A 24,772-nucleotide genomic window follows, 5' to 3' on the forward strand; every position below is an offset into this window, starting at 1 on the left:
CCGGTGTTGATGAACAGGAATCAGCAGGGGGCAGGACGCTAGATGTTCGGTTTTGTTCGTGGTGCGTTGGCGGCGATCGTGGTTCTGGGGGTGACCTGGGGCGGCGTGATCGCCTATTGGCGCAGCGCCGGCACGGTACCGAACGCGCGCGACCTGCTGCTTTACCTGGGGTTGCTGCCTGCCGGCGTGTTCGGCGGTGGTTGGGCATTGCGCGGGATGCTGCAACGTGCGCGCGATGCTGCGATCAACCGCGCTGCGTCCGCACCAACGGGCGAAACAGCACCAGCGGGGCAGCCGGACGAGGCCGCCCTGGAGGCCACGCCGTTGCCGCGGCCACTGGCCGTGCTGGCTGCCGGGGTGCGCATGCCGCTGGGGCTTGAACCGGCCGCCTTGCTGGCCGATCCGCTCGGCAGTGCGCGGCTGCGCCCCCACCCGCAACAGCGTGATGACCGCGGCCTGCCGGTTTATGTGGCCATGTCCGATGCGGTGGATGCATCCACCCCGTTGGCGCAGGAACTGGATGGCGAACAGGTCGAGCATGTCCGCCGGGCGCTGGCCTTGCTGGAGCCGGTGGCCGAGGAGCTGCTGCTGCAGGCTGCACGGGCATTGCCGGTGCTGGCGCAGAACGAAGGCCGGGTGATCGCCGGTTGGCGGCAGACCGTTGCCGAGGCGGTGGAACGGCAATTGTCGATCGAGCTGCTGGTGCCCACGGACTGGCCCGCGCCCTTGCGCGAGGCCTGTGCGGCCTGGCTGCAGCGCGTGGCCGAGGACGATGGCATCGATCCGCGCCGGTTCGCGGTGCAGGTGTCGCCGGTGGACGGTGGCGACGAGGTCTGGCGACGGCTGCACCGGCGCCTGGAAGAGTCGTCACCGGCCACGCCGGGCTGGCAGGTGCTGCTGGCCTGCCATTCCAGCATCAGCCGGGCCAGCCTGGATCGGTTGCAGGCCAGTGGCCGGCTGCGTACTTCGGCCACGCCTGAAGGGCGCGTGCCGGGCGAGGCGGCCGCCGGCGTGCTGCTCGGCTGGCCGGCCGCCAGCGCACCGGTGCTGTGCGTCATGGAGCGCACCGAGCTTCCCGGGCAGTGCACCGGAACGGCACGTAGGCGCCTGACCGGAAGCTTGGCCGGCATGGCGCTGGAGCGCGGCCAGACCGAGGCCGCGCGCATTGACCTGGTGCTGTCCGACGCCGACCTGCGCGCAGGCCTGGCGGCCGAGGCCAGCGGCGCGGCATCGTCGGCCTGCAATGAACTTGATCTGTCGCGCCAGTACCTGGCACTGGGTGCCAACCTGGGCGACACCGGCGCCGTGCAGCCGCTGGCGCAGTTGGCGCTGGCCCATGCCCATCTCCAGGGGGGCGGCGAAGCCGCGCTGTTGCTGGCGGTGACGCCGGCAGCCACGCGCTGGGCCGCCGTGCTCGATTCCCGATTCCCAGAACAACGCGGTCCGGACGATACCCGGACCACCGATGCCGCCAAAACGGAACCCGTGTGATGTTCAGCAATCTTCGGTATTACCTCAGCGACTACCGCGTATGGATGGTGCTTGGCCTGATCGGTGCCGGCGCGGTCTCGTATTTCGGGGGCGACGGGCTACGTGAAATCGCGGTATGGGTGGCTATCGCACTGGCCGTGGCACTGGTGATCGCGCTGCTGGTGTGGGTGGTGCGGCGGTTGCTCGCCAACCGCGCCGCGCGCAAACTGGACCGCATGGTCTCCGACCAGGCTGACCAGGCAGTCAATGCCGCCCAGCCGGCCCAACGTGCCGATACCGAGGCGCTGCGCAGCCGGATGCTGGAGGCGGTGAAGGCGATCAAGTCGTCGCGCATGGGCGTGCTGAAGGGCAAGGCGGCGCTGTACGAACTGCCGTGGTACGTGATCATCGGCAACCCGGCTGCGGGCAAGAGCACGGCGATCCTCAACTCGGGCCTGCAGTTCCCGTTCCAGGACAACCGCAGCAACGTCATCCAGGGCATCGGCGGCACCCGCAACTGTGACTGGTACTTCACCACCAACGGCATCGTGCTCGATACCGCCGGCCGTTACTCGGTCAGCGTGGAAGACCGCCTGGAGTGGCTGACCTTCCTCGGCCTGCTGAAGAAGAACCGCCCGCGCGCGCCGATCAACGGCATCATCATCGCCGCCAGCATCGCCGAGCTGTCCGGCAGCAAGCCGGAGTTCGCGATCGAACTGGCCAAGAACCTGCGCCAGCGCGTGCAGGAAATCACCGAGCGGCTGGAAGTATTCGCGCCGGTGTACGTGGTGTTCACCAAGGCCGACCTGATCGCCGGCTTCACCGAATTCTTCCAGAGCCTGGACCCGTCCGAGCGTGACAGCGTGTGGGGGGCGACCCTGCCGTTCGACGTGGGCGCGCAACGCGATGCACTGGCCGATTTCGACGCGCATTTCGATGAGCTGGCCGAGGGCATCAAGGAGATGAGCCTGGCGCACATGGCGATGCAGCGCGGGCGCGAAGTCTCGCCTGGCCTGTTGACGCTGCCACTGGAATTCCAGGGCATCAAGCCGGCCCTGCGTACCTTCATTGCCACGTTGTTCGAAGAGAACCCGTACCAGTTCAAGCCGGTGTTCCGCGGCTTCTATTTCAGCAGCGCGCTGCAGGAAGGGCATTCGGTCCACCATGCCTCCGAGCGCGTATCGCGGCGGTTCGCGCTGCAGAATGGCGGCGGCACGACCGACGAGGCGCCGGTGGGGCATACGGCGTTCTTCCTCAAGGACCTGTTCCGCAAGGTGATCTTCGCCGACCGGCAACTGGTGCGGCAGTATTCCAGCCCGCACCAGAACCGGCTGCGGTTGGGCGTGTTCTTCGGTTCGGTCGCGGTGCTGGCGCTGGCACTGGGCCTGTGGACCTGGTCGTACACCACCAACGTGCAGCTGGCCAACAACGCCGCCAAGGACCTGGCGCAGGCCGTGCAGCTGCAGTCCGGACGGGTGGACCTGAAATCGCGCATCGACGCGTTGCTGCTGTTGCAGGACCGTCTGGAACAGCTCGACCGCTATGGCCGCAAGGGCAGCGTCACCACGCGCCTTGGGCTCTACCAGGGCGAGGCGATCCGCGAAAAGCTGCTGGCCGAGTACTACCACGGCATGCGCCAGGTGATGCTGGACCCGGCAGTGGCCAACCTGGAGAAGTTCCTGGGTGAAGTGGTTGCCCAGCGGGGCAAGCTGGGGCAGACCGCGCAGAAGGCCGCCAGCAGCAACGTGCTGTACCAGGATGCCTCGCCGACCAGCACCAACGACGCCTACAACGCGTTGAAGACCTACCTGATGCTGGGCAACCGCAAGCATGTCGAAGGTGGCCACCTGTCACAGCAGCTGACCCTGTTCTGGCGTACCTGGCTGGACGCCAACCGCGGCCAGATGAGCCGCGAGGAGATGCTGCGCGCGGGCGAGAAACTGATGACGTATTACGTGGCCCAGTCCTCGGACAAGGATTGGCCGCAGGTGCAGTCCAGGGTCGCGCTGGTCAACGACAGCCGCGAAGCGCTGACCCAGGTGATGAAGGGGCAGCCGGCGATGCAGCGCGTATTCGCGCAGGTCAAGGCACGTGCCGCTGCGCGCTTCGGCACCGTGACCGTGAACAGCCTGGTTGGCGAAGAGCGCAACAACGGCGTGGTCGCCGGCAGCTACGCGATCTCCGGCGCCTTCACCCGCCAGGCATGGGAAGAGTTCGTCAAGGATGCGATCAGCGAGGCGGCCAACACCCAGCTCAGCACGACCGACTGGGTGCTCGGCACCACCGAGCAGAGTGACCTGTCGCTGGCCGGCAGCCCCGAACACATCGCGCGCGAACTGGCCGCGCTGTACAAGCAGGAATACGCCCAGGAATGGCGCAAGTTCGTCGGTGGCCTGAGCATCAGCACCTTCAGTGATTTCGACGAAGCGGTGGCGCGGATGAACCGAATCGGCGACCCGGCCAATTCGCCGCTGCGCCTGCTGCTGCAGGAAATCAACAAGCAGACCATCTGGGACAACCCGGTGGCTGAAGCCCGCAACAAGCAGGCCACGGGAGGCTTCGTTGCCTGGTTCCAGCGCACCATCATGCGCCGCGACCCGGAAAGCGTGGCGCAGCAGCTGCCGGTCGGCCCGGTCGGCAAGGCCTTCGATGGACTGGCACGCCTGACCATGCCGCGCCAGGACCAGCCGGCGGTGATCGATGCCTACTTCGCCGAGATGGGCAAGCTGCGCAGCCGCCTGAACACCATCAAGAACCAGGGCCAGACCGGCGTGGGCACCCGCAAGCTGATGCAGGACACGCTGGGCAACGAGGGATCGGAACTGAGCAGCGCGCTGGCGCTGGTCGACGAGCAGGTGTTGACCGGGCTGGATGAATCGCAGCGCGATGCCATCCGCCCGCTGTTGCTGCGCCCGTTGACCCAGACTTTCACCGCGCTGGTCAAGCCGACCGAAAGCGAAATCAACCGTGCCTGGTCGGCGCAGGCCTATGCACCGTTCAACAACGGCATCGGCAAGCAGTATCCGTTCAACCTCAATGCAGACGTGGATGCCGCACCCAGCGACATCGCGACGATCTTCGGCAGCAATGGGGCGATTGCTTCGTTCAACAAAGAGGCACTGGGCACGTTGGTGATCCAGCGCGGCAACCTGCTCGAAGCACGCAAATGGGGCGGCACCGGCATCACCCTGGCCAACGAACTGGTCGCCAACTACGGCAACTGGGTTAGCGGTTCGGCGGCCGGCGTTGGCCAGGACACCACGATCTTCGAGATCCTGCCGTCGCCAGCGACCGGTGCGATCGAGTACACCATCGAGATCGATGGGCAGGTGCTGCGCTACCGCAACACCCCGCCGCAATGGACCACCATGCAGTACCCGAACGTCGGCGCAGTGCCCGGCGCGAAGATCAACGCGGTGACCAGCGATGGCCGCACCGTGGAGGTGTTCAACGCACCGGGCGGCAACGGCTTTACCCGCCTGATGACCGAGGGCAGTTATGAGAACCTGGACGAAGGCAGCCGCATTACCTGGAGCGCGCAGGGCGTGGCGGTGAGCGTGGAGATGCGCATCGTGCGGCGTCCTGGCGCAGCCGCCGAGGGTGGTGACTGGCAGCGCGGGCTGCAGTTGCCGGAAACCGTGGCCGGTGCCCCCGCCACGCCGGCTGCACCCGCACCGGCTGCACCGACGAGCGGAGGCACGCCATGAACCGGGAAGCCAACGCGGGCGTGTCCTACTTCGGCAAGGTTCCTTCGCGGGGCGACTTCGTGCGCGCTACCGATGACCACCAACTGGTCGCCTGGCTCGACCGCTGGGCGGGACAGAGCGTGGAGCTGCTGAGCCAGAATTCCGACTGGAAGCGCCTGTACGACGGTGCGCCGGACATCTACTTCGGCTTCCTGGGATCGCGTAGCCGTACCGTGGTCTGCGGACATTTCCAGCCCAGCCGGGATGCATCGGAGCGGCGTTTCCCGCTGTTGTCGGCGGTGCGGCTGGAGGCATCGGAGCCACTGGCATTCATCGGCCGTGGGCCGCTGGCGCTGTCCAAGGTCTGGACCGGGCTGTCACGGCTGGCCACCCAGGCAGTGGCTGACGCGGACGCCACCGGCACGCTTGCCGAGATGGCCACCACGCAGTTCACGCTCAACCCCGATGCGGTGGCCTACAACGCCACCTTCAACGATTTCCTGGAGATGCAGTCCATTGGCGCGCTGGAGCGCCTGTTCGCCGAAAGCGGACATGGCCAGGTTCGCCTGCGCCAGGTGCTGCCGGCGCTGGGGTTGCTGCTGCAGCCACTGCTGGCTGGTGGCAACGTCGCCATCGACAAGGCACTGGAATTCCCGCTGGTGCGCGATCCCCTGTACCGGCCGCTGGTGGCGGCATTCTGGCTGGACCTGGTGTCCTCCTTCCTCGGCAAGGGGGATTTCGAGCTGGGCGTGCTGATGCGCAACGATGCCGCACCGCGGATGGTGGTGGGCTTCAATGGCGCCGACCATCGTGCGCTGCGTGCCGTGCTTGATCCACGCGAGGCTGGCGAGTTCCTGATCCGCGTCGACCAGGCCGAATGGGTGGACGACTATCTGCACGGCGACTACAACCTCAACCGGCTTGCCGGCTACCTCGATCGCGACGAGCTGGCGCTGAAGACCGCGCGCAAGCTGTTCGGCGAGACTTTCCTGGGAACCTGAGCGATGCGACTCCAACGATTCCTGCCACTGGCGCTTGCAGCCCTGCTGCCTTTCCCTGCCGCGTTCGCCCAGGAGGCCGCGACCGAGCGCCCGGTGGTGGCCGAGGGCGTGGTTGCCGACCAGGCGACCAAGGCACGCATCCTGGAAAAGCTGCGTGGCGTGTATGGCAACGAGCGTGTCGTCGACCGCATCCAGGTGCAGGCGATCGCCACTCCGCCGAACTGGGGTGAATATGTCGCCGGCATGATCACGCCCGGCCTGCAGCGGGTATCGGCCGGCCAGTTGGAGATCAACGGCCAGTCCGTGCGCATCGGCGGCCAGGTGGCCAACGAACAGCAGCGCCAGCAGGTCGCCAGTGACCTGAGCCTGGCCAGCAACACGGCCTATACGGTGACCAACGGGCTCAAGCTGGGTGCATCGGACCAGAGCGTGCTGGACCAGACACTGGCCAACCGCATCATCGAGTTCCGCAGTGGCAGTGCCCAGCTCACTCCGCTTGGCGCCGGCATCCTGGATGAGATGGTGAGCAAGATGGCGCAGATGCAGGCGCGCTTCCTGATCGTCGGCCATACCGATGACGTCGGCAACCGCGAATCCAACCTGGAGCTGAGCCGTGCACGCGCGCTGGCAGTGAAGAATTACATGGTGTCCAAGGGCATCGCCGCCGGACGCATGGATGTGCTGGGCAAGGGCCCGGACGAGCCGGTGGTCGCCAACGACAGCCCGGACGGCCGCGCACGCAACCGTCGCATCGAATTCAAGATCCAGTAAACGCGTCGCAGGGCGGCCGCGATGCGCGGCCGCCGGCAAGGGTTTCAGGTGTTGTCGTTGTTCTGGTTGACGTCCAGCATCTCTTCCATCTGGTAGAGCACGCTGTCGTCCTTGATGACCCGCTTTAGCCAGACATGCAGTGGCATCTCGCCCCAGTTGGCGGCCTTGTCTGCCAGGTAGGCCACCGGGCTGTGCGGTTCGGTACGACGGAAGAATTCGGCAACCTGGCGCAGCTGGGCCAGCGCTTCGCGCCGCGTTGCCGGTGCGCCACCGGGACCGCGTGCAGCGGGGGAGGCGGCCTGCTGCCCGGCATCGGCAGCGAAGCCGTCCTCTTCGCCGGATGCTTCGTCCGCCGTTGAAGTCTGCCCGTCGATCAGCAGGCCCGAATCGCGTGCGGAACGTTGCACCGTGCGCAGCAGGTGTTCGATCAGTTCGCGTACCGCGCTGAAGCTGGGGCCGTCCATGCCCAGTCGCGCATCGACCGCTGCCTGCAGCTCGGCCAGGGCCTGGCCACAGTCGGGCAGGGTCTCCAGCAAGCGGCGGTAGAAGTCGGCAGAGGTATCGCGACGGGCTGCTTCCAGCTGTTCCAGCGTGGGCTGGCCATACTCGGGTTCGGCATTGCCGCGACCATGGGCAGCATCGAAGTCGAGCAGGGTGAAGCGGCCCTGCGAAGCAGAGGCAATCGGCGTGGTGCGCAGCCACTGCAGCGAATTGGACAGCAGCCAGGTGAGGTTGCCGATGCGTTCCTCCTGGTCGCCATCGACGGCCACCGGATGTACATCCTCCCAGTAGCGATCACACAGGCCGGCGATCAGGCGGTAGGCAGAGGCCAGCCCGGCGAAGCCGTCGATCTGCACTGCGGCCTCGGCCAGCCAGCCGGCCAGCCGCAGGTCCTTGGTGCGGCTGCGCAACAACTGGTCGCAGTCACGCAGCACGGTGGACCAGTCGGCGTACTTGATGTCGGTCTGCCACTCGCCCTGGTCAAGGGTGGGGTCGTCGGCGCGCCGGGATTCCTGGATCCGGTCGAACTCGATGGAGAAAGAAAGGTCCTGGCCGGTGGGTGAGGCGTCGTCGACAGGAGCCAGCAGGGCATCCAGATCCAGCATGGCGAATCTCGTTGGCGGGTGACCCCTGCATTGTAGCGCCGGGCCATGCCCGGCGAGCGCAGCGGCGCCTCTGCATTGGAACCTACTGGCATCAGCCTTGGAGGCGAGGGGGTTGCTCCGGTGTCAGGAAATTGACGAATTTGGGCGCTTGATGCTGGCCCGGTGGCGCAGGCTCTGGTAGTTTTCGTTACCTCAAGGTCGAAAAGCGGGGCTGTTGGCCGGCCCTCGCGCAGAAAGGTGGGCAATGGACGCACATGTCACGCTGCAGGCCGCACTGGCCGGATTCACCGATGGAAGCCGCCAGCACCGGCTGGCGCTGCCGGGATCGCCGTCGGTGGTGGTGGAACGCTGGCAGGGGCGCGAGGCCTTGTCGCAGGGATTCGATTACTGGGTGGACGTGCTGTCCACCGATGCGTCGCTGGCGTTCGAGGACTGGCTGGCCCAGCCGGCGCAGCTGCAGGTGCGGGCTGCCGATGGCAGCCAGCTCGTGCGCAGCGGCCTGATCAACGAAGCGGAGCTGCTGGGCAGCGATGGCGGCCTGGCGCGCTACCGCGTGCGTCTGGTCGGCTGGAGCTGGTGGCTGTCGCAGGGGCGCCACAGCCGGGTGTTCCAGGACCGCAGCGTAAGCGAGATCGTGGAGGCGGTGTTTGCCGGCTATGCGCCGCAGGCAAGCTGGCGCTGGAGCGAGGAGGCCGGTGACTTCCTGGCGCAGGCGCGGCCGCGGGGATATTGCGTGCAGTACCGCGAGAGCGACATGGCGTTCGTGGACCGGCTGCTGGCCGAGGAAGGCATCGGCTGGCGGATGGAGGCCTGCGAGGAGGCCCCGGCCGGGCACCGGATGGTGTTGTTCAGCGACAGCAGCCTGCAGGCACGCGATGCCAGCGGCAGCGTGCGCTACCACCGTGCCGACGCCACCGAGGCCAGCGACAGCCTGCAACTGCTGGGGCGTCGGCGGCGGCTGGGTGCCAGCCGGCTGGCGGTGCTCAGTTCCAGCTACGCGCACATGCAGGCCACGACGGCGCAGTTGCCGCTCAACGGCGGTGGTGGGCAGTCGCAGCGCGAGGTGTACGACCCGGTGGGCGAGTACGCCTTCGCCAGTGCGGCCGAGGCCGAGCGCTACGCCGGGCTGATGGCGCAGGCGCAGGAAGCCGGGTTGTCGCCGTGGGAAGGCGAGGGCAGCGTGCGCAGCTTCCAGGCCGGGCACTGGTTCGCGGTAACGCAGTGGCCGCATGGCGCGGCGCCGGAATTGCTGCTGACCACGTTGACCCATGCGGCGGTGAACAACCTGCCGCTGGATGCGCGCAAGGCCGCGCAGGACCTGCTGGGCGAAGTGGACGCGCCGCTGCCGGTCAGCGAATCGCTGTGGGCACGTGCCGAGGCGGTGGGGTATGCGAACCGCTTCAGCGCGGTGGAGCGCACGCAGCCGTGGCGCCCGGTGCTGGCCGACGAGACCGGTGCACGCTTCAACCCGCGTCCTACCGCGCCGGGCTACCAGAGCGCGCGGGTGGTCGGGCCCGATGCGGCGTTGAGCGCGGCAGGCAGCCAGGAAGTGCATGCCGATGCGCAGGGCCGGATCCGGGTGAAGTTTCATTTCCAGGAAGGCGCCGAGGGCGCCGCCAGCCAGGACAGCACCTGGCTGCGGGTGGCCCAGCGCTACGCCGGCCCGGGCGTGGGCAGCCAGTTCCTGCCGCGGATCGGCCAGGAAGTGCTGGTCGGTTTCCTGGGCGGCGACATCGACCGTCCGGTGGTGCTGGGCGCGCTGTACAACGGCCGTGGCGAGGCGGGCGTGGCGGCCACGCCGGGCGGACGCAGCGCGACATCGGATACCTCACTGTACGCACAGGCCGGCGATGGCAAGCCCAGCGCACAGGCCAACCTGGCCGGCGGCCACGCCCCGGCCTGGCATGCCGGCGGCGGCGGCGAGGACGGCCACCGGCATACCGGTGCGCTGTGGGGCGTGCAGTCCAAGGAGTGGGGCGGCAGCGGGCACAGCCGGCTGGTGTTCGACGACAGCGACCAGCAGTTGCGGGTGCAGCTGGCGACCACCCAGGCGCATAGCCAGCTGACGCTGGGCCACCTGCTGCACCAGGCCGACAACCACCGTGGCAGCTTCCGTGGCGAGGGCTTCGAGCTGCGCAGCGATGCGTGGGGCGCGATCCGAGGCCAGCGCGGGCTGTGGCTGAGCAGCTATGGGCACCCGGGCAGCGCACCGGCCGGGGTCGCCACCCAGCCGGTGGCGCTGCTCAAGCAGGTGCAGGGGCTGGGCAAGACGTTTTCGCAGGCCGCCGGCACGCACGTGACCACGCGGCTGGCTGCGCATGAAGGGGTGCAGCAGGCCAATGCCTCGCGGCTGGTGGCCGACCAGGCGCCATTGCAGGCGCTGCTGACCAGCGCGTCGACGGTGGTGCCGGGCACGGACTTTGAGCAGGCGCAGGGCGCGGCTGGCGAGCGCAGTGCGGCGCCGGGCCAGGACAAGGTGCCGCACAGCGGCGATGCGCTGCTGGGCGTGGCGGCGCCGGCGGGGATCGGGATGGTGGCCGGGCAGGGCTTGAGCTGGAGCGTGGGCGAAACGCTGACGCTGGCCAGCGGGCAGCACAGCGAAGCGGCGGTGGCCGGCAATGCACGGCTGCACAGCGGGCAGAGCATTGGGCTGCTGGCGGCGGCGATGGAGGGCGGACAGGGCGAGGCGCACAGCCTGAGCGTGGTCAGTGGCGAGGGCGCGCTGGACATCCAGGCGCAGAACGACGCGATCCGGGTGCAGTCGCAGGGCGCGCTGAAGATGGTGAGTGCGACGGCGGCGCTGGAGATGGCGGCGGGCAAGACGATCAAGCTGACCACGGCCGGCGGGGCCAGCATCACCATTGAAGGCGGCAACATCAGCGTGGCGTGCCCGGGCAGCATCACGGTGCATGCGAGCAAGAAGTCGTTTGTGGGACCGGTGCAGGAAGGGTATGCGTTGCCCCAATTCCCGCGCAGCAGTTGCAAGAGCTGCATACTTGATGCCATGCGCCAAGGCACGCCGGGGGTGCTGGTTTGATGAGGCGCTATGCTGTCATCGACAGTGCGCAACGGCCTCACTTCAATGAAAGGCTGGCCCGGCTCGGCATCCGCTATTGTTCATTGTTCGATGGGCAGGCCGAGTCGAGCCTGACGGACATAGCGCCGTTGTTGGTGGAGTATGCGAACGATGCCTCGGGTTCCGAACTCTCTGGGGAGATCGAACGGTTGGGCGTGGCCAAGCCGGCGGTCAGCCTGCTGGCAAGCCCTCTTTCGTTGCAGGATCTAGCGCTGCATTTCCGTGCCTTTCATCTGATCAAGGTGCCGGAAAAGGGAGGGCGGGAAATGCTGCTCCGTTGGTACGACACACGCATTCTTCCGGTTTGGCTGGACCTGCTGACGACGGCGCAACAGAAGGCATTCCTTGCGGGAATCCATCAGTGGCAGTACTTCGATCGCTTCGGCGACTTGCGGGAATGGGTATTTCCCACAATACCGAGCGAGGAACTGCCTTCGCTGCCGCCACTACGGCTGGATCAGGACCAGTACGCTCGGTTCCTGGATGCCTGTGAGCCCGATGTGGCGATCGCCCAGTTGCGCCGGATCATTCCAGATGAGATGCGTCGGGTGCCTGCTCGCAATTTGTTTCCATTTGTCAGCATGCACTTGGAGGATTCAAGGGCCCATGGTGTGCAGCAACTGGACGACCACGTGCAGTACCTGCTGCTGGCCCTTTATACCTCTGGAGGGTTCCGGGGCCATCCGGCCGTCGCAGCGCGACTTGCCAAGCATTGCGACCAATGCGTCGAACCCTTTCCCGAGTGGGCAGTGGCGCTGCCAGAGGACGTCTGGCAAACCGGCAGTCCGCTGTGGGATGTCTCCTCCAGCGAAGCCATCATGCAGGACATCACGGCGTGGCAGCAATGAACAACGTATATCTGGACCATCGACAGAGTTCGTTGATGCTGTCGGATGATGAATTGAATCCGGGAGAGATCTGGTGAATGTAACGATGCAACGTATTGAGAGGGGGCCGGCAGTGCCTGACGCACGGAGACTGCGTCGGGGGGCCCGTTGGGTCATCGCGTTGCTGGTGTTGTTGATGCCGTTACTGGCAGCTTGCCAAGGGCGAGGAGAGTCTACTGCCGTGGGCATCGTTGGTTACAACCATACTGATACAACCATCGCTCAATTTTTGATCAATGGAGAGAACGGCGACTCATTCGTGGATGCACATTCGGGAGGGGGGAGCACCTCATGTTGTGCAATGGTGCCAGACAACTGGCGGCCAGGTCTGGAGGTTGAGATTAGTTGGACTACTGATCTGAAGACTTACCAGAAGCGGATAGTTCCAATTCCAGAGTACGACGATGCGGCTGGCCATCTGGCAGTGCACTTCTTGCGTGATGGAAATATAAAGGTGTACGTAAGCAGCACGTATCTTGGTCATCCGGATTATCCATTGAAAGGTCCGGAGGCAGGCCTGAATGAAGGTGAGGATCCGGTGCGGAAAGATCTTCTTGATGCGAAAAGCAGGGGGAAGCCATGACAGCAACTACAACGGGCGCATTGCCGATGCCAGCTGATGGCATGCGGCGCCTGACGGGCCCAGAAGCGCAGCGCCGTGCCCAAGCATTGGCGTGTCTGCGCGACAAAAGCTCGGAGTGCCAAGGGCAGGTTCATGTGAACATTTACTTTGATGGCACTGGGAACAATCGCTTATGGCCGGGTACTTTCGTTTCCGGGAAGACGCGAAGTACAGAAACGCAGCTGGCACGCAATGGCCATAGCAACGTTGCACGCCTATACGACGCGCGTTTGAATGAAGAGGCTAGCGGCTTCTTCAATTATTACATCCCAGGTGTGGGCACGCCTTTCCCCGATGTTGGGGATGACAGCCAGGAAGGCGACATGCTCGGCGGTGGTGCTGCGCTATATGGTGCTGATCGCATTCATTGGGCGATCCTGCAGGTATTCAACGCAGTCAATAGACATCTCGCAGGCGTAGATCTTCTTGGTCGTGACCAGGTAAAGCTGCTGGTAACTGCGATGAGTAAGACACGTCTTTTTGAAGGTGCTCTGCGGCGAACTTTATTGACAATGGCTGCTCAGCGCTTGGAGGCGGCGGTCAAGAGTGACCCTCAGCGCAAGGTGAAATCGGTGAATATATCGGTGTTTGGCTTCTCGCGCGGTTCGGCGCAAGCACGAGCATTTGTTCACCGTCTCTACGAAATTGCCGAGATCTGGGGTAGTGGGTGTGGTTACAACGTGGCTGGAATCCCGATGCAGCTCAGCTTTCTGGGTATCTTCGATACGGTCGCTTCGGTCGGCCTCGCAGGCATGAGTCGAGTATCTCAAGGCAAATGGGACTGGGCATCGGGCGAGATGATGAGCATCCATCCGGAAGTGAAGCAGTGCGTGCATTTCGCTGCTTTGCACGAGCAACGAATCAACTTTCCGGTGGATCTTGCCACCAGCGGCAGGGAAATGCTGTATCCGGGGATGCACTCGGATGTCGGGGGGGGCTATTCGCCGGGTGGGCAAGGAAAGGATTACGTTGGCGGCAAGGCAGAGGGTACCGCCAAGCTGGCTCAGATTCCGCTGATCGACATGCATCATGAAGCAATTAAGGCTGGTGTACTGTTGAAGACGATGGAGGAGATCAAGCAGAGCTCTCTCCTCGGTATGCACTTTGGCTGTCACCCGCAACTGATCCGCGACTACAACACGTGGTTGGCCGGGCACGGTGCTGGTGGCGGCGCGCATGCAGAACAGATCCGTGCGCATTCCCGGCAATACGTCGCATGGAAGGGAATGCGGCTGTGGAACGGCCAGGAAAGCATGCTGCAGCAACCGTTCTACAAGCAGGCAGATGCAGAGGACCAGGTGGATTTGGCCAACGCACAGCGCGATTTCGGCAAGATGGTAAGCAATCTGGCCCAAGGGAAGAAGGACATGGCAGCGCATCGCGCCACTCTCGCGGAGATCGAGAAGCGGATGGAAGCCGGACGCCTGGCCGGACGCCCAGTGTTCGAGCCGACGCCGCGTGCATCCCAGCCAACGTATGATTACGCAAAAATCCCTGCCGAGACGAGCCAGTTGCTGGATATGGTGCTGTCGCATTCACCAGTTCCCGAACCGAGCAAGGTGCTCTTCGACAACTATGTGCATGATTCGTTGGCGGGCTTCTACATTGGTAAATACACTGAGCTGAATATCACGGTACTCAGCACGTACGGTTATCTGCGGTACCGGGGCGTCTTCAGCGTGGCGGGAAGCCAGCGCCAGGAATGTCGTGACCCGGCTACGCTGCCGCCAGCAAATATTCCTTCCATTGGTGGGGCATTCCAGCAACTCGGGATGGCGATGGGCGGCTGAGACCATACCGGTGATTACATTCACCAGCTGTACGTCAACGGGCAATGGGGTGGGAACTCACGCGCCTATGGCGGTGGCGGTAGCTTTGTGTGCTGTGTCACGTATCCGCGCACGTGGCGGCCGGACCTGACGGCGACCGTGAAGTGGACGACGTCGAGTTCGAATCCGAACGCCACTGAGGAAGAAGGGAAGCCGGTCTGGCATGAGAAGGTGGTGCCTATTGATCAGTACTTGAAGCCAGGTACTCGACTCAACGTGCATTTTCTGCCGAACGAAGACGTTCGTTTGGGCATTTGGAATGGGGCGGCAGGAGGTGCCGGCTATCCAGGGCCGCCGGCGCCAGCGGCGCCAGCGGATTGGCCACCTTGGCGGCATGACAAGAAGTGGATTCTTGTGGCGGATGCGCATGTTGGATATTGATTGAAAACGGTGACCTGCATGGATTCGTTGGAAAAATTCACAAAAGTAGTGCTTTCCATGATCATTGGAGGGATCCTGGCACTTACGATCCTTCTCTTGGGCTGTTTCCTGATTGACTTGATAGCTGGTCTCACGAAACCAGTTATCTATAACGACACTGCAGTTGGATCTTCTGGAGATAGCTCATTCGGGCAAGGCCACGGCATGTGGCTGATTTTCATGAGCCCTTTGGCATTGTTGTTTGGCGCAGTGGTCTTGTCCTTCCCTGTTTACCACCTGCTGTTTCGGTTGGCGATAGGACATAAGGTGCCAGAGCGCATCCAGATGGTTTGGGCCACGATAGCCTGCTGCGTCGTCGGTGCGATCGCTGGTTATTATCTCGGCTTAAGCTTCATCGGTGGCGCGGTCTGGGGTGGCAGCCTCGGGCTCCTCCTGGCCGTTCCCACCGTATGGTTGCGCAGCAGGCATCAGAAAGCCTGACTGGCTTGGCGGGCCTCACGGCCGGATAATAAATCTTGAATCCACCCAGTCCGTGCGGCTGCTACGGCTTACGGCGCCTGCAGCAGCTCGCACTGCATCCATCGGACGATGGCTTTCGACTTCCCTTGGTAACTCACCTGGCACCAACCACCACTGGCGTCCTGCACCGACACCGTATCGCCTTTGATTACATACGCCTTGCTCGCCACCCGTGAGTCGGGCTCCGGGTAAAGAAAGGCCTTGTCCTTGACCTGCGCGGCGACCGGATTGCTGGCGCTGGCATTGAAGATCGGCGAGTCCAACGCAGCAATGACAGGCTGGCGGGTCTTGTATGGATAATGGAAGGTGATGTTGCCGCTGGCATCGGCGACGTCGCCACCGATGTCGAAGAATTTCCGTGCTTTTTCGCTGACCACCGGATGCTTGCCTGAAACGTCCAATACCGTGACATCGTGCAGCTTGCCGGTGATCTCGAACGTGCTCGGGGCATCGCTGCTGTGGATGATGACCACCTGTTCCCCGGCGCTGCGCCCGTTGGCCAGGAACGCATCGTCGACGACGCTGTCGGTACCTGAATAAGGCAGTTCGTAGACGAACGTGGCCGGTGCGCCTTGGCGGGAGGCATAAACGGAAATGGCGGCAGGGCCCGACGGCGCCGAGCCGGGTGCTTCATCCTGTGGGCGTGCGTGGACGAAACAGAACACCGTCCCGTTGGCTTCTACCGGCTTGCTGGCTGCTTCCTGCGGCAGCGCATCGCAGGGCAGGGCGCTGGCATTGGCGCAGGCGCTGAGTGGGAGCACCAGGGCAACGGCGAGGAGAGCTCTAATCATTGGCTGTACACCTGCTGCTGAATTCCGTGTTGAAGATCGGCGAGATTTCCCGCTTGTAGCGTTGGCGATCGGCAAGGCCGGCAAGGCCGGTGTTGATGGGCTTGGTGACGGCGGTAACTGCATCGTCGCCGGACAGGTCCGTGCTGTTGGCAATGGCGGCGATGCTGTTGTCCTGCCAGAACCACAACGCGGACTCGATGGCTGCAGGATAGTTGCTTTCCAGCATCTCAGGATTGGAATCGATCGCCAGTCCGGTCGCATCAGCGCACTTTTTGTACGTGCTGTAGTGGGTCAGATGGATGAAGCCGCGCCCCCGATAATCCTTCCCCGGGTGCGCGGCATTGCCGAAGCAATGCTCGCCGTAACCTGGATCATTGCCGATCAGGTTGTCTTCGATCCATTGGAGCTTTTCCTGGTCGGTCCTGAAGGTGATACCCCTGCGCCGGAATCCCGCGTTGATCGCCGTGGGCGCAAGGCGGTAGAGCTTCACGGCGGTATAGGTCCGGCTGGAATAGTTCAGCGATTCCCTGAAGGCGACGAAGCCGCCAGTCTCCTTCTTCGCCTGGGCCAGTAGGTGCTTGACCTGGCTGCAGGTGTCCACCCCATATTTTTCGAATTGGGTTTCCGATGCGGTGATCAGCGCGGCGATGAAATCCTTGTTGACCGACGCGCCGCAGATCTGGTTCAGGAACTTCTCGGTCAGCGTGATGTTGGCGCCGCAGGTCTTGCAGACCAGGGCGCCGGATGCGGCACGCTGGCCCTGGAAATTGTTCACCAGTGCGATCGGGTGCAGATGGAATGCCTGCGGATCACTGGGGAACCCGTGCTTGCCAGCAACACCATCCCACCAGCGCAACCGGTCGATGCGTTCTTTTTCGATAGTCCAGTCGGCGAGCAGCTCACCCTGCATGTGCGGGTCCAGCGCGGTCCATTTATCCATGGATCCGCCCCATTCGCTTTCGTAATGGACGATCAGGTGGGAAATGGCCTGCGCCAACCATGGGCGCCGCTGTGCCTTGCGTAGTTCGTCCCGGCTCACCCCATCCTTGCCATCCAGGTCCATCACCCGGCGCAGTCGCTGGAACAGTGCGCTGCCATCGACCTGGTCGGCGGTGGCCTTGAAGTTCTCGCCCGATTGCGCCTCGCCGTTGACCTCCAGGCCATGCGCATGCATCTGCTCGTTGCTGGCTGATTCACGGGTGATGTCGAAGCCCGGCCAATCCCATGACGAGCACAGACGGACCTTGGCATGCGCCTTCTCGCGTGCCCAGCCCAGCGCGGTATTGCCATTGTCTGCGCCGATCTCCACCTGCCACCAACGGGTGCTGTCCGATTCGACCACTGCAGTGCCAAGATCGGCGACGGGCACCACCCTGGCGAATCCGGCGACGGGACCGTCGCCTTGGCCAACGACCAACGGAAAGCGGCTCCATGCAGGGACCTCGCGCCCGCTGATGGGCACGCCGTCCTGCAGGTGCGATGCCTCGACCCACAGCGGATCGCCTTCCACCGTGATCACTTCCCGGTTGGGATAATTGGCCTTGGCAGCGCTGTCCAGGGCGTTGAACTGCGCCAGATCGATGCCGTTGCCATTGGCATCCATGGCGCGCAGCAGGTGATGTTTTCCGCCATAGATGCGGGTGCTGTCGCCGCTGTAGCTACCGAGCGTGCTGCGCGCAAGCGTCTGCACCGTGCCCTTGCGGACCTGGGCCCATTTCGCGCCCGCGGTCGACTTTTCCGCCACCGCGCCTTCGGTGCTGGCGATGACCTGGTCGGCTTCGCCAGGGAGTACGAGCTGTGCACCTTCCTCCACCAGCAACAGGGTCCTGCTGCTGTCGGGTAGTTCAGCCGCACGGGCGCGACTTTTGTCGATGAACGCCTCCAGTTCCTGGCCGGCGAACACTTCCAGATGTACCAGCGGGCGCTCGGCACAGAATGGCCCAGCATCGCGTCGGCGGCGGTACTGGCCCAGATAGCCGATGAAATCACCGGCCTTCATCTTGATCGGCGCCTCCGGGATCACGATCTGGTCGGTTGCGGCGGGGTCGCTGATCGCTACTTTGTCCAGTTCGGGCGTATAGACCCAGCCATGTGGCGCTTGTTGGCTCGCACTCTGGTCTGGCGCTGCGACCATGGCGCCTTCATCGATGCTGGTGACTTTGCGCCACGCGCCCGTGCCGGCCTCGACGGTAAGTACGGTCGCCGGTGGCAACCAACCAATGCAGGCACTGGAACTGCCGCGTGCCTGGCGCACACGGAGGCCTTTCTGCTGGATGCTGCTGTCGAACGGATTGCGGTCCACGGCGCGGCTGGCGACACGGAAGCGGTTGTCCGGACTATCCCAATAGGCAGGACGTTGCCGGCCCTCGCCGGTATAGCTGTCCACCTGGGCCAGGTGCATGTACAGGCTGTAGAAGACCAGGGACTCTTCTTTCTTCTGCTGTTCAGCAGTCTGTTCGGTGGTCTGTCCGGCAGCCTGGCCTGTGGGGCTGCTGCCGGGGGTGCCGGTAGTGGTGCCGGGTGTTGCCGCCGGGGTTGCAGCGGCTGCAGGCGCTGGCGTTGCAGCGGTGCCGGATGCGGCTGGTGCGTCCGCGGCTTTCTGGGGTGCCGGCGGCAACTGCAGGGTGTGCTTGAGCAGAGTGAAACCGCTGGAGAACTCTGCCTCGCCGTTGCTGTAGCGACTGACCGGATAGGTGCCATCGATGCGGTATGCGATGACCTCGCCGGTGGCGATACAGCGCACGCCCTTGTCCTGCTGCAGCGTGCCGGCAGTACCCTGGTCGAAGTGCACGCCGCCGTGCCAGATGCCATTGGCACCCACCGGGTAGGCACCACTCTCTGCATTCCCCAATGCTTCCTGGTAGCGCTGTGACAGTGGCGCGGCATTCGTCGCCGGCGCGGCCGGCGGGCTGCGTTGTTCGCTCTGGTCCTGGGTCTGGTCCTGCGGCGCTTCGAGGATCTGGAAGGGATAGGCCCAGTCGCCGGTGGCCGGTGCGGCTGCATCTTCGTCCGGAAAATCGAACGTGGATGGCGCGACATGCGTACCGTTGACGATCACCTCGAAATGCAGGTGCGGGCCGGTACTGCCACCGGTGCTGCCAGCCTCGCCGATGGGTTGGCCCTTGACCACGTCAGCGCCGACCGCCAGCGGCGAGCGCTCGCGCATGTGTGCATACCGGGTGCGGACGACCTGGCCCCGCACGCTGTGCTCCAGCAATACGTACCAGCCCCAACCGGTGCCGGAGGCGGCGTTGAACTGATGGCGGACTTCCTTGACCACGCCGGCATAAGCGGCGGGGATCGGCGTGCCTTCGGGGGTTGGCCAGTCGTCTCCCTTGTGGCCGGTGGCCTGTCCGGTGATCGGGTGCACCTGGAGGCCGAACTGGCGGTTACCGCGGCGGAAGCCCGGGCCGGGATTATAGGGCGGCATTGCAGGTCTCTCCTTAGAACTGTTTCGTGCAGATCAGCACGGACTTGCCGGGGTCTGCAGGGTCCTTGATCAATTCCGGCCGGGCACCTTTCTCGGATGCCGCCGATGGGCGGAACTCGCTTCCCAGCCCGCGCTTGAGCTGCTGCCGGGCGGTGGCCAGGTCATCGTCGAAATACAGCGCGAACACCGGTGTGGTGGTCTTGGGCACCGCCAGGCGATGCACTTTCAATCCATGGAAACGTTCGTCGACGCAGAAGCTGGCCAGTACCTCATCGCTGTCGCAGCGCTGGCTCTCTATCGTCTTCAGGTAGGGATCGGTCGTGGTCTGCCGATATTCGTCGAAGTACAGCGTACCGAGCGTGCATTGTTCGAAGCCAGCTGTTGCTTTGGCAAATCCGCTTGTCGCGTTGGCCGCCGTGGCACAGCCGACCAGGCCGACCAATCCGAGCGTCGATACGAAGAGGAGTTTGGTGCAACTTGGCAGCATGTTCGCTGTTCCTTGGGTTCTGCGGCAACGGCTCAGTCGGAGAAGTCGAAGAACCGTTGCGGTTGTACGTTGACCAGGCCGTTGGGAAGGCTCAGCCGGTGGTCGGCCGAAGCGCCCCCCAGGAACGGATGCTCACTGGCCTTGACCGTGAAGTTGCCCGGGCAGGCAAAGGTGATGTCGCCGCCTTCCAGGGTGATGCGGCTCTGCCCGGCCTGCAGCACGATCTTCTGCTGGGCCAGCACGTCGATGCGGGTATCGGTGGCGGTGATCGTCACCGCCTGGTCGGCCAGCAGTTCCAGCTCGCCGGTATGCGCCTGCAGGCTCACCGCACCGGCGGCGGCGATGACCTTCAGCGGCCCGGCCTGCGCAAACAGGGCAGCATGCTGGCCGACGGTCGCCGCCAGGGTCCTGCCGGCCACCGCATGCAGGTCGTCCTGCGCGGTCAGCTGCAGGTTCTGGCCGGCATGGCTGATGCTGCTGTTGGGCGTGGTCCAGGCGATATGGTCGGGTGATTCGGCCAGCACGCGCGCTTCGGCGAAGCGCTCCACCGGCGTGTCACCGGCCGTGCGCCCATCGCTGCCGGGCTTCATCGCTGCCTGCCCACCCACGCTGCCGCTGTAGCGGCCATCGGCCGTCGGGTCCAGGCCCTGGTGCAGCGTTTCGATGCCCGGCAACCCTTCCAGTCCCGGCACCTGCTGGGCCTGCAGGGCATCGTGCAGCGCCTCGCTGGTGCGTTGGGCGCCCTTGATCTGGGCCACTGCCTCGGCCGCGTCCAGCTGCGTGGAGGTCGCCTGCGCGCGTGCGGTGGTCGACAGCAGCAGGCCCTGCGCGGCATGCACGTTGCCCCAGCCACCGGTGGCCAGTTCGAAACCCTGCCCACGCAGTGCGCCGCGGCTGGCATCGCCGCCCTGCAGCAGGTAACCCAGCTGCAGCGTGGAATCGGCCAGGCTGGTGTGCAGGCGGGTGCGCAGCTGGCCGGGGGTATCGTCCAGCAGCCACTGCTGGCTGCCGTTGCCATCATGGGCGGTGCTGTGCAGGCCGCTGAGCGTGCCGGGATGGTTGGCCTCGCCCTGCAGCCCGCCGCCGAAGGGCGGGGCGACCTCGCCGTTGTACAGCTGGCCGGTGACGCGCGGCTGGTCGATGTCCCCGTGCAGGAACTCCACCAGCACCTCGGCGCCGATGCGCGGCAGGAAGTGCGTGCCCCAGTTGGGGCCGGCCACCCATTCGGCCACCGGCACCCAGGTGCCGGAGGTGGCATCGCCCGGTGCGTGGCCGTCGCTGGCGTCCAGGCCGCCGGCATTGGGCGCGCTGCCGCGTTGCCAGGCGAACTGGATGCGTACCTGGTGGTCGCGGGTCGGGGTGACGGCCGCATCGGCCTGGCCGACCACGCGTGCGGTCAACGGGCCATGCAGGGTAGGCCGGTCGGTGGGCAGGGCGCGTAGCGCGGTGCCCTCGGGCACCACCACGAAGCGGTTGCGGTAGCTGCCGGGCTCCATCTCCTCGCGGCCCAGCAGCACGTTGATGCCGGGGTCCAGGTTGTTGCGGGCACTGTGTTCGATGGCCAGCACGGTGAAGCGCTGGCCGGCATGCTGCGGGTGCTGGCCGAGGGCGAAGGTGCTGCCGCTGGCCAGCGCGCGCACGCTGCCGCCGCCGGCATGCAGCGCCGAGGCCACGCGCAGGCCATCGAGGCGGTACTGCGCTTCATCGTCGGCCGAAGCTCCTTCGCCGAAGCGTCCGGCGCGCGGCTGCACGTGCACTTCCAGCGGCGGTAGCAGGCCAGCCTCGGCCTGGCCCTGGCCGCTGCTGGCGGTGAGGCGTTCGCTGTGCCAGCTGCCTACCGACAGGGCGCTGGGCGTGACCCGGCGCTGCGCGCCGAAGGCGGTGATGGCATCGGTGGCCTCGGCGATGTCGCTGCGGTGGAAACGCAGCGTACCGGCGTCGGCCAGTTCGGCCTGGGTATCGAACACCACCAGGGTATGGGTGCCGCCGTCCTGGCCATCGGCATGGTCGAAGCGCCAGGCCAGTCCGGATTCGGCCAGCAGCCGGGTGAGGAAGTCCCAGTCGCTCTCGCGGTACTGGGTGGTGATGGCGCGTGCCGGCAAGGCCTGCTGCACGTCGAAGCGGAAGCTGGCCTGCGGGTACTGCGCGAAGATCCGTTCGCACACCGCGCGCACGTCCAGGTCCTGGAAGATCACCGCATTGCGGCGCAGCGCCAGCAGTGCCGTCCACGGTTGCAGGGTCAGCCGCAGCCGGGTCAGGCCGCCGTCGCCGCCAAGGAAGGCCGCGTCGGTGCACAGCCCGTTCCAGGCCCGCAGGCTGCCGTCATCGCGGCGCAGCTGCAGCGTCAGTGGCTGTTCCAGCAGCGCATCGAGGTCGATGTCGCTGCGCGTGGACAGGCAGTCGATCTCGAACCGGAATGGTGCGCAGACTGCTTCGCTGCCCTGCAGGTGTTCGACCACCAGCCCCGGCACCGGGGCCTGCAGCTGGATCAGCCGCGCCTGCTGGGACGGAACGGCGAGGGCGACGAGCGGTGGAGGGGCGATATCCATATCAAGGCACTCACGGCAAGGTGATCGTGATGTGGGCGGTCCGTTGCGGCATCTGGACCACTTCGTTGTAGGCAGCCATCTGTTGCTTGGTCTGGTGGCCAAGGTAGGTGCGCAGGCCAAAGAAACCGACCACGCCGAAACTGGCGACCATCACCGCTGGCAGCCATAGCGGCACCACGCGGCGCAGGCTGTGGCGGACGTTGTCCGGCGGCAGCGCGTGCGGGGCGAAACCGTGGCGGTTGCCTTTGAGGTAGATGATCTCATCGCCCAGGCGGGCGGTGAGGTAGCCGAGCTTTTCCGGGCCTTCCAGCCGATACTTGCCCTCGAAACCCAGCAGCAGGCAGTAGTGGTAGACCTCCAGCGACGGCAGTCGTGCCGCGCCCTGGCGCCGCAATTCCTCGAGGCGGTCGAAGAAGTGTTCGCCGGCCAGGTGCTCGCCAAACAGGCGCAGCTGCAATGGGTTGCGTTCCCACGTCTCGTGCAGGGGCGAAGGCTGCGACAGGATGGCCTCGTCGACCGCCGCGCAGAACGCGTACTTGGCCGCGTAGATGTCTTCGGCGGCAATGCCCAGCTTGACGGCGCCGCGCTCCATGCCGTCCAGGTATTTCTGCACCGTTGCCACGAACGATTCGGCATCGGCCGGCAGGCGACCACGCTTGACCAGCAGCAGCAGGTAGAAGGCATCGGCCATCAGGTCCTGCAGGGTCTGCGGCGCGGTGGCTGCGGCGCCTGGCGTGCCTTGCGCGCCGTTCGATGCGCCGGACATCAGCGAGGGCATCGGGCCCGGGGTCGGTGGAAGATTCTGGTTGATCATGACGTCACCGCGATGAGTTCCATCTTCAGGTCATGCAGGCCGGCCGGTACGTAGATCGTGACCGACTGCGCCTTGAGCATGCGTTCGTACAACGTGCCGCGCGCATCGAGCTGGAAGTAATAACTGCCCGGACGCACCGGGATCGCTGCCGGCACCTGTGCGGCATGCGCCAGCTTGACGCCCGGCAATGCCGACAGCACGCACTTTTCGACGTCGTCCGGAGCACCCACCTTGAAGCGTACCGGCACGCTCTGCACCAGCTCCTGGCCGGGCAGGTCGGCAGACACCGACAGGTAGAACGTGGCGTTCTCGTCGATGCGCTGCGAGTCGATGCGCCCGAGATGGAACGACGGCTTCACTTCGTTCAGCGGGATCTGGAAGTAGCGCGTGGAGATCACCGTATCGAGCAGGTCGCGCACGATCTCGAACAGGCGCTCGAATCCGGCCTGCGGCTGGTCGTGCCGGTAGGGCGGCAGGTCGCTCAGCTGGTAGGCACTGGAGAATGTCATCAGCGCGCCGGCCATGCGCAGCAGTTCCTGGTGCAGGCGCTCGGGATGCAGGCGCGGATGCTGCAGCAGGTGCGCCAGCGCGCCGAACGAGCTGTTGATGGTATGCAGCAGCCAAAACGAGGCGATGTCGCCGGAGCGGAATTCGATGATGTTCTGCGAGGTCTGGCGATGCAGGCCGTAGAGCGCGTCGACCTTGGCCTGCAGCGAATCGAGCATGCCGCGCACGCTGCGCACCAGTGCCGGGGAGGCTTCCAGGTTGGCGCATGGCGGGATGAAGGCCTCGTCCAGTTCGAAGCCACCGGAAGAGGTGCGACGGATGCGGGCCACCGCGATCGATGTGTAGGCATCACGCGGCTGGTCATCGGTCAGCAGGCGCACGTGCTTGCCGAGATAGGCCAGGTCCGCGTCGGCCGCGTCGGTGTACAGATCCTTGGTGGGCCGATCGGCCTGCCGGTAGCGGGCCGTTTGCGATGAATCGCCGCTGGCGCAGTTGTCGCCGTCGTCGCGCAGCAGGGGCAGGGCAAGGTGGATCGTGGTTGCCGCCATTCCGGCTGGCAACTCCTTCAGCGAGAGCGCATCGGGCAGCGCGTCGTGCGCTGGCGCGTCATAGGACTCGCTATCGGAAAACACCACTGACAGGTCAAGCGGGCGCAACGTACCGCCGGCCAGTGCCTGCGGGTCGAATCGGATCCGGCGGCACCCCCAGCCATAAGGATGCAGCACCGTCGACAGGTCCTGCAGCCTTGCCTCGTGGTAAGTATCCTGCCGCTGGAAATGCTGCGGGCGCAGAAACAGGCCTTCACCCCACAACACTTTGGACATCCTGCTTACATGTGACACGGTT

General features: G+C 65.2%; 16 protein-coding genes and 1 pseudogene. 10 read left to right on the plus strand and 7 right to left on the minus strand.

Annotated elements, in window-relative coordinates; translation table 11 throughout:
• Positions 1-42 precede the first annotated feature (42 nt).
• Genes H4O11_RS02890 through H4O11_RS02905 form a run of 4 tightly spaced genes read left to right on the plus strand, consistent with a single transcriptional unit; the run spans position 43 to position 6,928 of the window.
• Positions 43-1,491, plus strand: a complete 1,449-nt coding sequence (locus tag H4O11_RS02890; RefSeq protein WP_182337916.1) for a hypothetical protein — start codon at positions 43-45, stop codon at positions 1,489-1,491.
• Positions 1,491-5,177, plus strand: a complete 3,687-nt coding sequence (gene tssM, locus H4O11_RS02895; protein ID WP_182337917.1) for a type VI secretion system membrane subunit TssM — start codon at positions 1,491-1,493, stop codon at positions 5,175-5,177. The genes H4O11_RS02890 and tssM overlap by 1 nt, the downstream gene beginning before the upstream one ends.
• Complete coding sequence (tagF, locus tag H4O11_RS02900; RefSeq protein ID WP_182337918.1) at positions 5,174-6,157, plus strand: type VI secretion system-associated protein TagF; 984 nt, start codon at positions 5,174-5,176, stop codon at positions 6,155-6,157. The genes tssM and tagF overlap by 4 nt, the downstream gene beginning before the upstream one ends.
• A gap of 3 nt (positions 6,158-6,160) precedes the next feature.
• Positions 6,161-6,928 (plus strand): OmpA family protein, encoded by a 768-nt coding sequence (locus H4O11_RS02905; RefSeq protein ID WP_182337919.1) that lies wholly within the window; start codon positions 6,161-6,163, stop codon positions 6,926-6,928.
• A gap of 44 nt (positions 6,929-6,972) precedes the next feature.
• Here the strand turns inward: H4O11_RS02905 and tssA are convergent, their stop codons facing one another.
• Positions 6,973-8,034, minus strand: coding sequence for a type VI secretion system protein TssA (gene tssA / locus H4O11_RS02910; RefSeq protein WP_182337920.1), 1,062 nt, complete (start codon positions 8,032-8,034; stop codon positions 6,973-6,975).
• Between the two features lie 244 nt (positions 8,035-8,278).
• On the opposite strand from tssA, the gene H4O11_RS02915 reads away from it, so the two are divergent.
• The 6 genes and pseudogenes from H4O11_RS02915 (at position 8,279) to H4O11_RS02940 (ending at position 15,309) form a co-directional block, all read left to right on the plus strand.
• Entirely contained in the window at positions 8,279-11,071 is a 2,793-nt protein-coding gene (locus H4O11_RS02915) for a type VI secretion system Vgr family protein (protein ID WP_182337921.1), read from the plus strand.
• Complete coding sequence (locus tag H4O11_RS02920; protein ID WP_182337922.1) at positions 11,071-11,958, plus strand: DUF4123 domain-containing protein; 888 nt, start codon at positions 11,071-11,073, stop codon at positions 11,956-11,958. The genes H4O11_RS02915 and H4O11_RS02920 overlap by 1 nt, the downstream gene beginning before the upstream one ends.
• A 220-nt stretch (positions 11,959-12,178) precedes the next feature.
• Complete coding sequence (locus tag H4O11_RS02925; RefSeq protein ID WP_343042763.1) at positions 12,179-12,580, plus strand: DUF3304 domain-containing protein; 402 nt, start codon at positions 12,179-12,181, stop codon at positions 12,578-12,580.
• Positions 12,577-14,409, plus strand: a complete 1,833-nt coding sequence (locus tag H4O11_RS02930; protein ID WP_246333223.1) for a T6SS phospholipase effector Tle1-like catalytic domain-containing protein — start codon at positions 12,577-12,579, stop codon at positions 14,407-14,409. Before H4O11_RS02925 ends, H4O11_RS02930 begins: the two co-directional genes overlap by 4 nt.
• A pseudogene (locus tag H4O11_RS02935) lies at positions 14,410-14,829 on the plus strand (DUF3304 domain-containing protein); the annotation flags it as partial.
• A gap of 18 nt (positions 14,830-14,847) precedes the next feature.
• Positions 14,848-15,309, plus strand: a complete 462-nt coding sequence (locus H4O11_RS02940) for a hypothetical protein (protein WP_182337923.1) — start codon at positions 14,848-14,850, stop codon at positions 15,307-15,309.
• 68 nt (positions 15,310-15,377) lie between these two features.
• On the opposite strand, the gene H4O11_RS02945 is transcribed toward H4O11_RS02940, so the two are convergent.
• From H4O11_RS02945 to tssK, 6 genes are read right to left on the minus strand one after another with little or no spacing between them, the layout of a single operon-like run.
• Entirely contained in the window at positions 15,378-16,139 is a 762-nt protein-coding gene (locus H4O11_RS02945) for a hypothetical protein (protein WP_182337924.1), read from the minus strand.
• Positions 16,132-19,569: a peptidoglycan DD-metalloendopeptidase family protein gene (locus H4O11_RS19430; RefSeq protein ID WP_182337925.1), complete on the minus strand. Its 3,438-nt coding sequence runs from the start codon at positions 19,567-19,569 to the stop codon at positions 16,132-16,134. Before H4O11_RS19430 ends, H4O11_RS02945 begins: the two co-directional genes overlap by 8 nt.
• A 13-nt stretch (positions 19,570-19,582) precedes the next feature.
• Positions 19,583-20,056 carry a hypothetical protein gene (locus tag H4O11_RS02955; RefSeq protein WP_182337926.1) on the minus strand — a complete coding sequence of 158 codons (474 nt, stop codon included), beginning with the start codon at positions 20,054-20,056 and terminating at the stop codon, positions 19,583-19,585.
• A gap of 32 nt (positions 20,057-20,088) precedes the next feature.
• A complete protein-coding gene (locus H4O11_RS02960; RefSeq protein WP_182337927.1) occupies positions 20,089-22,605 on the minus strand; it encodes a type VI secretion system Vgr family protein in 2,517 nt (838 codons plus the stop codon).
• A gap of 10 nt (positions 22,606-22,615) precedes the next feature.
• The gene (gene icmH / locus H4O11_RS02965) at positions 22,616-23,419 is read right to left on the minus strand and encodes a type IVB secretion system protein IcmH/DotU (protein ID WP_182337928.1); all 804 of its coding nucleotides are present in this window, start codon (positions 23,417-23,419) and stop codon (positions 22,616-22,618) included.
• Positions 23,416-24,750 (minus strand): type VI secretion system baseplate subunit TssK, encoded by a 1,335-nt coding sequence (gene tssK, locus H4O11_RS02970; RefSeq protein ID WP_182337929.1) that lies wholly within the window; start codon positions 24,748-24,750, stop codon positions 23,416-23,418. Before tssK ends, icmH begins: the two co-directional genes overlap by 4 nt.
• Between the last annotated feature and the right edge of the window lie 22 nt (positions 24,751-24,772).

This window comes from Stenotrophomonas tumulicola, from assembly GCF_014117215.1.
GTDB classification, from domain to species: Bacteria; Pseudomonadota; Gammaproteobacteria; order Xanthomonadales; family Xanthomonadaceae; genus Stenotrophomonas; species Stenotrophomonas tumulicola.

Excerpts from the sequence above, each read along its gene's own strand:
- H4O11_RS02890 (WP_182337916.1), top strand. The coding sequence starts at position 43 with ATGTTCGGTTTTGTTCGTGGTGCGTTGGCGGCGATCGTGGTTCTGGGG.
- tssM (WP_182337917.1), top strand. The coding sequence starts at position 1,491 with ATGTTCAGCAATCTTCGGTATTACCTCAGCGACTACCGCGTATGGATG.
- tagF (WP_182337918.1), top strand. The coding sequence starts at position 5,174 with ATGAACCGGGAAGCCAACGCGGGCGTGTCCTACTTCGGCAAGGTTCCT.
- H4O11_RS02905 (WP_182337919.1), top strand. The coding sequence starts at position 6,161 with ATGCGACTCCAACGATTCCTGCCACTGGCGCTTGCAGCCCTGCTGCCT.
- tssA (WP_182337920.1), bottom strand. The coding sequence starts at position 8,034 with ATGCTGGATCTGGATGCCCTGCTGGCTCCTGTCGACGACGCCTCACCC.
- H4O11_RS02915 (WP_182337921.1), top strand. The coding sequence starts at position 8,279 with ATGGACGCACATGTCACGCTGCAGGCCGCACTGGCCGGATTCACCGAT.
- H4O11_RS02920 (WP_182337922.1), top strand. The coding sequence starts at position 11,071 with ATGAGGCGCTATGCTGTCATCGACAGTGCGCAACGGCCTCACTTCAAT.
- H4O11_RS02930 (WP_246333223.1), top strand. The coding sequence starts at position 12,577 with ATGACAGCAACTACAACGGGCGCATTGCCGATGCCAGCTGATGGCATG.
- H4O11_RS02940 (WP_182337923.1), top strand. The coding sequence starts at position 14,848 with ATGGATTCGTTGGAAAAATTCACAAAAGTAGTGCTTTCCATGATCATT.
- H4O11_RS02945 (WP_182337924.1), bottom strand. The coding sequence starts at position 16,139 with ATGATTAGAGCTCTCCTCGCCGTTGCCCTGGTGCTCCCACTCAGCGCC.
- H4O11_RS19430 (WP_182337925.1), bottom strand. The coding sequence starts at position 19,569 with ATGCCGCCCTATAATCCCGGCCCGGGCTTCCGCCGCGGTAACCGCCAG.
- H4O11_RS02955 (WP_182337926.1), bottom strand. The coding sequence starts at position 20,056 with ATGCTGCCAAGTTGCACCAAACTCCTCTTCGTATCGACGCTCGGATTG.
- H4O11_RS02960 (WP_182337927.1), bottom strand. The coding sequence starts at position 22,605 with ATGGATATCGCCCCTCCACCGCTCGTCGCCCTCGCCGTTCCGTCCCAG.
- icmH (WP_182337928.1), bottom strand. The coding sequence starts at position 23,419 with ATGATCAACCAGAATCTTCCACCGACCCCGGGCCCGATGCCCTCGCTG.
- tssK (WP_182337929.1), bottom strand. The coding sequence starts at position 24,750 with ATGTCCAAAGTGTTGTGGGGTGAAGGCCTGTTTCTGCGCCCGCAGCAT.